This window comes from Streptomyces sp. CRCS-T-1, assembly GCF_024442335.1.
GTDB classification, from domain to species: domain Bacteria; phylum Actinomycetota; class Actinomycetes; order Streptomycetales; family Streptomycetaceae; genus Streptomyces; species Streptomyces koelreuteriae.
Map to the genome: position 1 here is coordinate 6,593,714 of NZ_CP101651.1, position 12,228 is coordinate 6,605,941.

Sequence of the window (12,228 nt, forward strand, 5' to 3'; positions counted from 1 at the left end):
GCTCACCGCCGGACCGGCTCGATGCCCTCCAGTGTCGGCACCACCGGCTTGATGCTGCCGTCGGCCGCGAACTCCATGCGGTCGACGGTGGTCTCGCGGTGCATGCCGTCGCCGCCCGGCAGACCCGGGCCGTTGAGGGCGAAGCGGTGGTAGACCATGTACCAGTCGTCGGTGCCGGGGGTGTTCACCACCGAGTGATGGCCGGTGCCGAGGATGCCGTACTCGGGCCGCTTCTGAAGGATCGTCCCGCGCTTGGTCCACGGGCCGAGCGGGGACGGACCCGTCGCATAGGCCACGTGGTAGTTCTCGCTGCGGGTGTCGTCCTCCGACCACATGAAGTAGTACGTGCCCTTCCGCTTGATCACGAAGGAGCCCTCGCGGAAGTTGTCCGGGGTGATGTCCTTCACCTTCGACGCGTCGAAGGACACCATGTCGTCGCCCAGCGGCACGACATACCCGTGGCCGTTGCCCCAGTACAGATACGCCTGGCCGTCGTCGTCCGTGAAGACCGCCGGGTCGATCATCTGGCCCTTGAGCGCCCCGCCCTTGGGGACCAGGGGCTTGCCGAGCGCGTCCTTGAAGGGGCCGGCGGGGGAGTCGGCCACCGCCACGCCGATCTGCTGTTCGGCGCAGAAGTAGAAGTAGTACTTGCCGTTCCGCTCGGCGATCGCGGGCGCCCAGGCGTTCTTGTCGGCCCAGCTCACATCCGGACCGAGGTCGACGATGACGCCGTGGTCCTTCCAGTTGACCAGGTCCTTCGACGAGTACGCCTTGAACTTGGTGCCGCTCCAGCCCTCGAAGCCGTCCGTCGTCGGGTAGATCCAGTATCTGCCGTCGAGATAGTGCACGTCGGGGTCGGCGTTCAGGCCGGGCAGCAGCGGGCTGCGGGTGCGGACCGCCGCGACCGTCCAGACGCGCTTGGTGCCGTCGGCCGCTGTGACGGTGTACTTCTGCGGCGTGCGGAAGTCGCGGCGCGTGCCGGACTTCGGGCTCAGCTCGGCACCTTCACCCACCCAGAGCTTCGGGGCGAGGTCGCGCAGGTCGGCCTTGGGCTGCATCGGCAGGACGACCTTCGAGGCGCTGTCCGTGACGATCGAGTAGCCCTTCTGGTGCTTCGCCGTCGCGTCCACCACCGAGGTGGAGGTGCTCGGGTAGGCCGCCAGCAGCCGGTCGTACTCCTTCTGCGTCACCGGGAGCACCGTGCCGTGCCGGGGGCTCGCCGGGAGCTGATAGTTCGTGGACGGGGTCCACTTGCCCGAGGCGAGGTCGGTGGTCTCGAACGGCAGATAGCCGCGGCCGCCGTACTCGTCGATGAACAGGTACCACTTCTTCTCGGTGTTCGACTTGAACACCGTCGGGCCCTCACCGCGGTCCATCGCGCCCTTGCCGATGCAGTCGGCCACGAAGTCGTACTTCGTCGAGGTCAGGGAGGTCGACTTCTCGCCGGTGATGAACTTCGAGCAGGGGCTGGAGGAGGTGGGGTCCCGCTCGTCCTTGGTGTAGCGGTAGTACTCGTCCTTGTACTTCACGACCGTGGAGTCGATGACCGAGTAGCCCGGGTCGTTCCAGACCTTCGGCTCGCTGAAGGTGCGGAAGTCCTTCGTGGTCGCGTACATCATCTTGTTGTACGTGTCGCCCTTGTGGTCCGGGTCGTCGTCGGTGTAGAGCTTCGACGCCCAGAAGACGACGTACTCACCGAGCTTGTCGTCCCAGTAGGCCTCCGGGGCCCAGGTGTTGCCCGCGGTGTCCGGGGAGACCTTCACCAGGCGCTGGTCGGTCCAGTTGACCAGGTCGGTGGACTCCCAGACCATGATCGACTTGCTGCCGTGCCGCTGCACGTCGTCCCAGCTCCCGCTGGAGTTCTTGTACATCCTGAGGTCGGTGGCGATCAGGAAGAACTTGTCGCCCTTCGGGGAGCGGATGACGAACGGGTCGCGCAGCCCCTTCTCGCCGATCGTCGAGGTCAGGACCGGCTTGCCGGCGTTCAGCTCACGCCAGTGCAGCGCGTCGTTGCCCCGGCTGAGGGCGTAGCGGATCTGCTCGCCGTCGGCGGTGCCCTCGCCCGTGAAGTAGGCGAAGAGATAACCGGCGTACTTGGAGTGCTTCACGGGTGGTGCTCCGGGGTCTGCGGTGCTGGGCGGCGCCGTGAGGAGAGTCAGGAGAAGGCCGGTCAGGGCCACGAAGGGAAGCAGAAGCGTGCGGGGGCGCATGACACTTCCTGTCGGAGTGTGGGGGATTCTGTTGGCTATCGGCCCTCGGAGTTTCACCGGACGGGGGCAGGGCGTCAACGGGTGTGCATGAGGCCGGTGGTTCCGAAAGTTTCGGAACCCGGGCGCGGCTGTGCACGTGACGGCGGCAACGGCGGCAACCCTTTCCCGGCCCGGCGGCGACTGCTGGGCGGAAACGGATCGGAGCGGGCCCCTCCGAACCCGCTTCCGCCCCTCATCCCCCCAGGAAAGGAACGCTCCGTGCTGCTCAGCACCGGACGCCACCGCAGGACCCGTACGCTCACCATCGCCGCCGCCGTGGCGGTGACCGCGGGGGCGGGCGGCGTCTACCTCGGGCTGACGAGCGGCGGCGCCCAGGCCGCCTCGGCCGCGGTCACCGTCTCCACCGCGGCCCAGCTCGAAGCGGCCGTGAAGAACGCCACCGCCGGCACCGTCATCCAGGTCCGCGGCGGCACCTACCACCCGGCCGCGACCCTCAAGTCCACGGCGAACGGCACGAGTTCCGCACGCATCACCCTGCGGCCGTACGGCAGCGAGAAGGTGCGCATCGACGGCTCCAAGCTGCCCGCCGGATCCTGGCTGGCCGGGATCTACGGCGACTACTGGACCGTCCAGGACCTGTCCTTCGTCAACGCCCCGGCCCAGGGCTTCGTCGCCACCTCCTCGGCCGGCGGTGTGTTCAGGAACCTCGTCACCGCCGACAACGGCGACTCCGGCTTCACCCTGCGCGGCGACGGCACCACCGGCAACCTCGTGCAGAACCTCGACAGCCACGGCAACTACGACCCAGCCGGGCACGGCCAGAACGCCGACGGCATCGCCGTGAAGTTCGGCTCCGGCACGGGCAACCGGATCACCGGCGCCCGGCTGTACAACAACTCCGACGACGGCCTCGACCTCTGGCAGTTCTCCTCGCCGGTGACCATCGAGCACTCCTGGGCCTTCGGCAACGGCAAGAACCGCTGGAACGACCCGGCCTTCGAGGGCAACGGCAACGGCTTCAAACTCGGCGGCGGGGGAGCCTCCGTCGCCCACGTCGTCAACAACAACGCGGCCTGGGACAACACGCTGCACGGCTTCACCGAGAACTCCAACACCGGCGCCATCGCCCTGAACCGCAACACCGCCTACGCCAACGCCCAGAACGGCTTCTACTTCGCCACCGGCAAGGCCCGCCTCGGCAAGAACCTCGCGGTCAAGGACAAGGGCGGCCCCGTGAAGCGCGGCTCCTCCACGGTCTCCGCCGGCAACAACTGGGACAGCGGCGTCACCACCCCGCCCTTCAGGTCGACCGACGCGGCCGGCGCGTACGCGGCACGCAAGACGGACGGCTCCCTGCCCGCGACGACGTTCCTCACGACCGGCTCCACGACCATCGGCTCGACGATGGACTAGGCGGCCGTCGCACGGCTGCACATGCCGACGCCCCCGCCGGTTCGCACCGACGGGGGCGTCCTGCCGGTCGGCCGAGGGGGGCTCGGCCGGTACCGTCCGACCGTCCGGAGGGGGGCTCCGGAGGGTCGGGTGCCGAAGGTCCGGCTGGGGGACCGGACGTCCGGCGTCCGGCCCGCCCGAGGGATGATTCGGGCGGGCCGGAGTTCAGATGGGGCGTCGCATCACTGGTAGCTGATGTCGGAGGCCTTGAACTTGCAGGTCTTGCCGTCCGGGCCCGGCGGCTTCAGCTCCGTCGGCTCCTTGCCGGTGTTGTTGCCCTTGAAGCGCACACACGTCTTGATCTTCTTCTTGCTGTCGCCGTGGATGCGGATCTTCGACAGGGTGGCGGTGTCGCCGTAGTTCTCGTTCACGCCGACGATCGAGTTCATCGGCGCCGTGACGTCGATGTCGTTGAGCACGATCGTGCGCTTGGCTTGCGTTCCGCAGTTGCCGCAGGAGCGGACCAGCTTGCCGGCGTTCTGCACCTGGAAGCCCGACACGTTCAGCGTGCCGGCGCCGTTGAACTGCAGCACCTTGTCGTCGGCGTTCTTCGCGCCGCCGCCGATCACCTTGTACACCGCCGAGGAGGACTTGCCCTTGAAGCTGGCCGCGTCCTCGCCGACGTCCAGCCACCATACGTTCTGCAGCGTGCAACTGCCCTTGCAGTGCACGCCGTCCGCAGCCGGGGTGCCGATGATGACGTTCTTCAGCGTGGCGCCGTCGGCCAGCTCGAACAGAGGGTCCTGGCCCTCGTCCTGGCTGTCGCCGCCGAGCGCGCCGCTGCCGTAGAACTTCTTCATCCCGCCGTCGTGCACACCGGAGACTGGGATGGTCTTCGACACGGGCTTGCTGCCCGTGTCCGAGGGCCAGGAGGACGCGGCGCCCGCGGTGGACAGCAGCGACGTGGTGACGATCGCCGCTCCCGTGATGCCGAACGCGGACAGTCCGGCGATCACCGCCCGCCGCTTGGTGACGCTGCGGCGATGGCGGACGCGCTGTTCTGCTGGTGCAGTCATGTACCGATTCCTCGAATGGGGGGTGACTCTTTGCGCGTAGGGGTCGTCACCGGTGAGGAAAGGGTTGCCGCGTCTTCGGATTTTTTTCAAACGCGTGTTTCAGGCCCGGTCGCGCCCGGTCGCCGACGTCCGAGCCAGCCAGCCGCCGCCCGTCGCGATGCCGCCGTTCGGCTCGGGTGCGGCGAAGGGCGGGGTGTCCTGCCGGCAGGTCGTTCCGACGGGCGGCAGGGTGCCGTCGATGAGGTAGCGGATCTCGTGGCCCTGGACGCAACTGCTGGGGTTGAGCAGGGCCGTGTGCCCGTACCCGTCGTTGGTGAGCAGCCGGGCATCGGCCAGCTCGGAGGCCATGGCCTGCGCGGCCGTGTAGGGCGTGGAGGGGTCGTATCCGGTGCCGACGACCAGGATGGGGTGCGCGGTCGGCTTGTTCCACGGGCCGCGGTAGCGGTGTGCGGCGACCGCGGGCCAGGTGGCGCATCCCGAGGAGGCCCAGGTCCAGAAGCGTCCGGCGACCCCGTTGCGGGCGGCGCTCTCCTCCTCGAAGGAGTGGTAGGCCTCGGGGTCACGCGGATTGGGGCTGTCGGCGCAGAGCACGGCGGCGCCCTGCTCCTCACCCGCGTACGGGTTCGGGTTCGGCACCGGGGGCGCGGGCGGCAGCGGGGGCGGCTCCGGTGTGCGGCCCTGCCACAGGTCCTGCAGCCGGCCCGCGAGCAGCGTCCACCCCGGGTGGACGATGTAGAGGCTGTTCACCATGTCGTCGACGGTGGCGGAGTAGGTGTACGGGCCCACCGGCTCGTCCCTCAGCCGCCGCAGGAGCCGGTCGAACTTGTCCCGGGTCGCCTTCGGGCTGCCCGCGGAGAAGGCGCAGCGCGCGGTGGTGGTGGATCCGCACAGCTCCAGGAACTTGTCGATGGTCGCCGCCGCGCTGCGGTCGGAGCCCAGGCGGAGGAAGCTCGGGAGCCGGGCGTCGTCGGAGCCGCGGTTCGTCCAGGCCTGGGGATCCCAGTCGCTGTCGAGCACCAGTGCGCGGACCTTGTCCGGATAGAGATTGGCGTAGGTGGCGCCGAGGTATGTGCCGTAGGAGATGCCGAGGTAGGTGAGCTGCGCGTCACCGACCGCCCGGCGGAGTCCGTCGAGGTCGCGGGCGGTGTCGGCGGTGGACACATGGCGCAGCAGCTCGGGGTTCCGCCGCTCGCAGCGCCGGCTCAGATCCCGGTACGCCTCGATCCAGGTCGCCCGCTCCTTCGCGCCGACCGGGAAGCCCACGGCGTGCCCGCCGGCCCATTCGGCGGCCGCCTCGGGGCTCCCGAAGCAGTTCACCGCGGTGCTGTTGCCGATCCCGCGCGGGTCCCAGCTCACGATGTCGAACCGCTCCCGCACCTCGCGCGGGAACGCCTCGTAGTTCTGCGGCATCTGGACCGTTCCCGGCCCGCCGGGCCCGCCCGGGTTGAAGAACAGGCTGCCGATACGGCGGCCGGGATCGGTCGCCTTGCGTCTGACGACGGCCAGCTCGATGGTGCGGCCGCCCGGGTCGTCGTAGTCCAGGGGCACCTTCGCGGTCGCGCAGTCGTACGGGCTGCCCTGGACGCAGGGGCTCCAGTCCAGCGTCGGGGCCGGCCCCGAGGGGGCGGGTCCGCCTCCGGCCACGGCGAGGTGCTGCCCGGTCACTACGGTCGAGCAGGTCACCAGCGCGACGACGGCCGCGGCACCACGCCGTCGGCTCCTGCTCGGTCGGGATATACGCATGCTCGTGCCCTCCACGGCCTCGCGCCCGGCGCCCGTACGCGTTGGAGGCCGGCACGCATCCGCATCCACGCCACCTTGGGCAGACGCCCGGCGCGAGCCGACCGAGGCCGAATGGCCGAACGGCCGAACGAGGGAGCCAGCGACCCGAACGGGAACCGCACGCCCCGTCTGGGGACTCTGCGAGTCGAGCGGGGAACCCTGCGAGCCGAACCGGGACATGACGAGCCGAATCCGGCCCGTCGAGCCGAATCCGGCCCGTCGAGCCGAACCGAGCCCTACGAGTCGCCCCCGGCCTCGTCCGCACCGCCCGCGCTCTCCCCACCGTCTTCGCCGGCCACCGCCGCGAAGCCCCCTCCCACCGACACCCGCTCCGACCCCGCCGCGGCCGTCACCGTGTAGCGGTCCCCGCCCGCGTCACGCCCCCCGCGGTCGTGGTCGAACTGGCCCGCGAAGACCCACTCGCCGGCCGGGACCTTGCGGCCCTCCTTGAGGGTCCAGGTGTAGACGAGGGAGCCGTCCCGCTCGCCGACCGTGAGCGTGAAGTCGTTCTCGGGCAGCGACCGCCAGGCGCCCGCGTCGGAGACCCCGCCGGTCTGGGCCACGCTCAACCGCACGGTCAGCGCGGTCAGTTCCTCACGGGTCTTGATCGTGATGTTGCTCTGCGCCCAGAAGTCGTTGCTGTGCGGGTCGACGGAGCCGTCCGACCACAGCGGCCCGTCCTCGGTGGCGGTGGAGGCGGCGGGCGGCCGCGGGGTGACGGAGGCGCTCGGCTTCCCGGAGGGCGGCGGGGCGGACTCGCGGCGCTCCGGCGAGGCGCTCGGCGTGGGGTCCGCCGGTGGCACGGGTGGCCGGCTCGTCGCCTCCGGCGACGGCGTGGGCGTCGGCGACGTCGCCACCTCCTGCTGCGGCGGGGCGGCCTCGTCCTTCACCGCGGACGCGACCGCGTAACCGCCCACGGCCAGCACGCCCGCCACTGCGGCCGTCGCCCCGGCCACCCGCATCCAGCCGAACACCGGCGGACGCGTGGCCCGATGGGCGGACACGGCCGGACCGGCCATGCCGCGCTCGACCCGGGCCAGGATGCTCTCCCGGTCGGGCTCGTGCCCCCCGGCCGCCTCGTGCAGCCGGGCGCGCAAGTCCTCGTGCACGTCCCGCCGCATGGTCATCGGTCCCTCCCTCCGCCCTCACCGGTGCGCGCCCGCAAGCCCTCCACGGCGGGCGAGCAACGGGGCGCGCCCACCGTCGCGTGCATGCGCTGCGGCACTCCCTTCGTGCCCAGCAACCGCTGCAGTTCGGCCATCCCCTTCGAGGTCTGGCTCTTCACCGTACCCACCGAGACGCCGAGGGCGAGCGCGGTGTCCTTCTCCGACAGGTCGAACGCGTGTCGCAGCACCACACAGGCCCGCTTGCGGAACGGCAGCCTGCGCAACGCCTCCTGGACGTCGACCACGCCCGCGACGTCCGGGTTCTCGATGTTCTCCTCGCGCTGCGACCAGAACAGGGCGATCCGCCGCCGCTCGCGCACCGCGCTGCGGATGCGGGTGCGGGCCAGGTTGGCGACCACCCCGCGGGCGTACGCCGCCGGATGGTCGGCGGCGCGCACCCGGTCCCAGCGGTGCCACAGCGCCAGTAACGCGTCCGCCGCCAGATCGTCGGCGGTGTCCGACTCGCCCGTCAACAGGTAGGCCAGGCGGGACAGTTCGGCGTAGTGGCGCTCGAAGAAGGCGTGGAACTCCACGGAGGCGGCGTCGTCGACGACTGTGCCCACGGGCGACCTCTCCTCGCAGCGGCTTCGGGCACTCCCGGACGGGGGCGCCAGTGCGTGTCATGTAGATGACATGTGATCATCCGGGGGAGGCCCGGACGAGATCGGGAAGCGTAGCAGCGTTCATCAGGATGGTTCGTACGGAGCTTCGAACAACGTATGGCGGGCCGGACTTCGATTCCGTAACACGAAGAAAACCTGAACGTGGTTCAACGCGAGGAAAATCCAGCCAGCACCCGCACACCGATCACCCAGGCATCAAGGAGCACTCGTCATGTCCGAATCGCAGAAGGTGGCCGACCGGTCCGACGCCGCACCACCAGCGGTGAACAGCGTCGACCGGTTCTTCAAGATCTCCGAGCGGGGGTCCACCTTCGGCCGTGAGATACGCGGCGGCTTCGCCACGTTCTTCACGATGGCCTACATCCTTGTCCTGAATCCCATCATCCTGGGCAGCGCGAAGGACAAGTTCGGGCACCAGCTGGACGCCGTCCAACTCACCACCGCCACCGCCCTGGTGGCCGCGGTCATGACGATCATCATGGGCGTGGGCGGCAATCTGCCCCTCGCGCTCGCCGCCGGACTCGGCCTGAACGCCGTGGTCGCCTTCCAGATCGCCCCGCTGATGAGCTGGGACGACGCGATGGGCCTGATCGTCCTCGAAGGCCTGCTGATCTGCGTGCTGGTGGTGACCGGTCTGCGCGAGGCCGTCATGCACGCCATACCCCAGCCGCTCAAGCAGGCGATCAGCGTCGGCATCGGCCTGTTCATCGCCTTCATCGGCTTCGTCGACGCCGGGTTCGTCACCCGCATCCCGGACGCCGCCAACACCACCGTGCCCGTTCAGCTCGGCGGCACCGGCACCCTCGCCGGCTGGCCGATGCTCGTCTTCTGTCTCGGACTGCTGCTGACGCTCGCCCTGCTCGCCCGCAAGGTCAAGGGCGCCATCCTCATCAGCATCGTCGGCATGACGGCGGTGGCCCTCGTGATCAACTCCATCGCCGACATCAAGACCTGGGGCCTGACCACACCCTCCTGGCCCAGCAACCTCGTCGACACCCCCGACTTCGGACTCATCGGCGACTTCGACCTGTTCGGCGCGTTCGGCGCCCCCGGCGTCGGCGTCATCACCGTCGTCCTGCTGATCTTCACCCTGATCCTGTCCGACTTCTTCGACACCATGGGCACGGTCGTCGGCGTCAGCGCCGAGGCGGGTCTGCTGGACGAGGACGGCAAGGTCCCGAACCTCGGCCGGGTGCTGCTGATCGACGGTGCCGCGGCGGTCGCGGGCGGCGCCGCCTCCGCCTCCTCGGCGACCTCCTACATCGAGTCGGCGGCCGGCGTCGGCGAGGGCTCGCGCACCGGCTTCTCCAACCTCGTCACCGGCGGCCTGTTCGCCCTCGCGCTGTTCCTGACCCCGCTGCTCACCATCGTCCCGCTGCAGGCGGCCGCCCCGGCCCTGGTCGCCGTCGGGTTCCTGATGATGACCCAGGTCAAGCACATCGACTGGGACCGGTACGACATCGCCATCCCCGCGTTCCTCACCATCGCCGTGATGCCGTTCACCTACTCCATCACCAACGGCATCGGCGCCGGCTTCCTCGCCTACGTCGTCATCAAAACCGTGCTCGGCAAGGCCAAGGAGGTCCACTGGCTGCTGTGGGGGACCTCGGCGCTGTTCCTCGTGTACTTCGCGATCGACCCCATCGAGCAGCTGCTCGGCGCCAAGTAGGGCCTGGGGCAAGGCGAAGGGCCGCCCCCGGGGGGAAGGGGGCGGCCCATCTGTCTGTAGAGACGGCTTTCGTACGGCGAAGGTTCAGTCGGGGGTTCAGCCCTTCAGCGCCGCTTCCATCATCGCCTTGGCGACCGGAGCCGCCAGGCCGTTGCCGCTGACCTCCGAGCGGGCCGCGTTCGACTGCTCGACCATGACCGCCACGGCTACCTCCTTGCCCGACGAGTCGGACTTCCCGTAGGAGGTGAACCAGGCGTACGGCACCTGGCTGTTGTTCTCGCCGTGCTGGGCGGTGCCGGTCTTGCCGCCCACGGTCGCGCCCGCGATCTGCGCGTTCGAGCCGGTGCCCTTGTTCACGACCGTCTGCATCGCTGACTGCAACTGCTCGGCCGTCGAGGAGCTGACGATCTCCTTCGAGTCCGCCTCGTCGTCGTAGTCCTCCAGCACATCCCCGCCGCTGTTGGTGATCTGCGAGACCATGTGCGGCGAGACCAGCTTGCCGTCGTTGGCGATGGCCGCCGACACCATGGCCATCTGCAGCGGGGTCGCGGTGACGTCGAACTGGCCGATGCCCGTCAGGGCGGTCTGCGACGGGTACATGTCCGAGGGGTACACGCTCGTGTAGGCCCGGACCGGCACATCCAGGTTGTCGTCGTTGAAGCCGAACTTCTCGGCCATCGCCTTCACCTTGTCCTGGCCGAGCTCGACGGCCATCTTCGCGAAGACGTTGTTGCACGAGTACTGCAGCGCCGTGCGGATCGTGGCATCCGTGCAGGGCGCGTTCGGGTTCTCGTTCGACAGCTTCGTGCTGGTGCCCGGCAGTGTGTACGGGTCCGGGCTGTCGGTCTTGTCGTCCACCGAGTCGTACAGCCCGTCCTCCAGCGCCGCCGCGGCCACGACCAGCTTGAACGTCGAGCCGGGCGGCAGCGGCTGCCGCAGCGCACGGTTGGTCAGCGGCTTCTCCGGGTCGCTCGTCAGCTTCTTCCAGGCCGCTCCGGCGGTGTTGGCGTCCGTCAGCGACGAGGGGTCGTACGACGGCGTCGACACGACCGCGAGGATCTTCCCGGTCTTCGGGTCGATGGCGACGGCGCCGCCCTTCTTGTCGCCGAGCGAGTCGATGGCGGCCTTCTGCACGTCCGGGTCGATGGTGGTGACCACGTTGCCCGGTTCGGCCCGCTGGTTGGTGACGGTGTCCATCACGGACTTCAGCCGGTTGTCCGTGCCGTTCAGCAGGTCGGTGTAGATGCCCTCCAGCTGCGTCGGCGCGTACGCCTGCGAGGCGTAGCCCGTCACCGCCGCGTACCGCTCACCGTCCGTGTATGTGCGCTTGTACTTGAGGTCGCCCGTCTTCGTCTGGGTCGAGCCGGTGACCGACCGGCCGCCCACGATGATGTTCCCGAGCGGCGCCGAGTACGTCTCGATGGCGTTCCGCCGGTTGTCCTTGTCGTCTGCGAGCGCCTGACCCTCGTAGAACTGCACCCAGGTCGCCCTGACCAGCAGAGCGAACACCAGCAGCAGCGCGAAGACCGACGCGCGCCTGATCGTCTTGTTCATCCCGAACATGAGGACGAACCAGGAGGGGCGGATCGTTCCCGCCCGTCCGTTTTCTCATCTCCCGTTCAGAAAGCCCGCCTCGTACGCCGCGATGACCGCCTGCGTACGGTCCCGTGTGCCCGTCTTGGCCAGCACCGCCGCCACGTGCGACTTCACCGTGGCGGGGCCGACCTCCATCCGGCGGGCGATCTCCGCGTTGGTCTGCCCCTCCGCCATGTGCCGCAGGACCTCCCGCTCGCGTCCCGTGAGCTTCGCCACCCATGCGGGCGGCGCGGGGTGCGCGCGAGCGTGCTCGGTCGCCAGGGTGCGGACGGCCGCCGGGAACAGCAGGCTGTCGCTGCGCGCCACCAGCCGGACCGCCTGCACGAGCGCGTCGGCGTCCGCCCGCTTCAGCAGGAACCCGGCGGCTCCGGCGCGCAGCGCGTCGTAGACGTAGGAGTCGTTCTCGAAGGTCGTCACGACGACGATCCGGGGCGGCTCGTCCAGCGTGGCCAGGATCTGTTCGGTGGCGCGGATGCCGTCGATCTCCGGCATCCGCACGTCCATGAGGACGACGTCCGGCCGCAGCTCCCGGACGACCGACACGGCCTCGGCACCGGTGGCCGCCTCGCCCACCACCTCCAGGTCCGGCTCGGCGGAGAGGATGGCGCGCAGCGCGGTGCGCACCATGCGCTCGTCGTCGGCCAGGACGACACGGACGGGTGCCGGGCGCGTCATACGGGTCCTTTCGTCGTCGCGGGCCTTCGTACGGTCCCG

At 69.7% G+C, this 12,228-nt stretch carries 9 protein-coding genes; 2 read left to right on the top strand and 7 right to left on the bottom strand.

Annotated elements, in window-relative coordinates; genetic code table 11:
* Window positions 1–2: 2 nt before the first annotated feature.
* Window positions 3–2,210: a family 43 glycosylhydrolase gene (locus NNW99_RS29850; protein WP_215122268.1), complete on the bottom strand. Its 2,208-nt coding sequence runs from the start codon at window positions 2,208–2,210 to the stop codon at window positions 3–5.
* A 258-nt stretch (window positions 2,211–2,468) separates the two neighbouring features.
* Here NNW99_RS29850 and NNW99_RS29855 point away from each other — a divergent pair, with 258 nt between their 5' ends.
* The gene (locus tag NNW99_RS29855; protein ID WP_215122269.1) at window positions 2,469–3,623 is read left to right on the top strand and encodes a right-handed parallel beta-helix repeat-containing protein; all 1,155 of its coding nucleotides are present in this window, start codon (window positions 2,469–2,471) and stop codon (window positions 3,621–3,623) included.
* Window positions 3,624–3,844: 221 nt separating this feature from the next.
* Here the strand turns inward: NNW99_RS29855 and NNW99_RS29860 are convergent, their stop codons facing one another.
* The 4 genes from NNW99_RS29860 to NNW99_RS29875 form a co-directional block, all read right to left on the bottom strand.
* Window positions 3,845–4,678 carry a pectate lyase gene (locus tag NNW99_RS29860; RefSeq protein WP_215122270.1) on the bottom strand — a complete coding sequence of 278 codons (834 nt, stop codon included), beginning with the start codon at window positions 4,676–4,678 and terminating at the stop codon, window positions 3,845–3,847.
* A 99-nt stretch (window positions 4,679–4,777) separates the two neighbouring features.
* Window positions 4,778–6,421: an alpha/beta hydrolase gene (locus NNW99_RS29865; RefSeq protein ID WP_215122271.1), complete on the bottom strand. Its 1,644-nt coding sequence runs from the start codon at window positions 6,419–6,421 to the stop codon at window positions 4,778–4,780.
* A gap of 275 nt (window positions 6,422–6,696) precedes the next feature.
* Window positions 6,697–7,587 carry a hypothetical protein gene (locus NNW99_RS29870; RefSeq protein WP_215122272.1) on the bottom strand — a complete coding sequence of 297 codons (891 nt, stop codon included), beginning with the start codon at window positions 7,585–7,587 and terminating at the stop codon, window positions 6,697–6,699.
* Window positions 7,584–8,189, bottom strand: a complete 606-nt coding sequence (locus NNW99_RS29875) for a SigE family RNA polymerase sigma factor (RefSeq protein ID WP_215122273.1) — start codon at window positions 8,187–8,189, stop codon at window positions 7,584–7,586. Before NNW99_RS29875 ends, NNW99_RS29870 begins: the two co-directional genes overlap by 4 nt.
* A 271-nt stretch (window positions 8,190–8,460) precedes the next feature.
* Between NNW99_RS29875 and NNW99_RS29880 the strand changes: the two genes are divergently transcribed.
* Window positions 8,461–9,918 carry an NCS2 family permease gene (locus tag NNW99_RS29880; RefSeq protein ID WP_215122274.1) on the top strand — a complete coding sequence of 486 codons (1,458 nt, stop codon included), beginning with the start codon at window positions 8,461–8,463 and terminating at the stop codon, window positions 9,916–9,918.
* Between the two features lie 96 nt (window positions 9,919–10,014).
* On the opposite strand, the gene NNW99_RS29885 is transcribed toward NNW99_RS29880, so the two are convergent.
* The gene (locus tag NNW99_RS29885) at window positions 10,015–11,472 is read right to left on the bottom strand and encodes a penicillin-binding protein 2 (protein WP_215122275.1); all 1,458 of its coding nucleotides are present in this window, start codon (window positions 11,470–11,472) and stop codon (window positions 10,015–10,017) included.
* 54 nt (window positions 11,473–11,526) lie between these two features.
* Window positions 11,527–12,189, bottom strand: coding sequence for a response regulator transcription factor (locus NNW99_RS29890; protein WP_215122276.1), 663 nt, complete (start codon window positions 12,187–12,189; stop codon window positions 11,527–11,529).
* Window positions 12,190–12,228 lie beyond the last annotated feature (39 nt).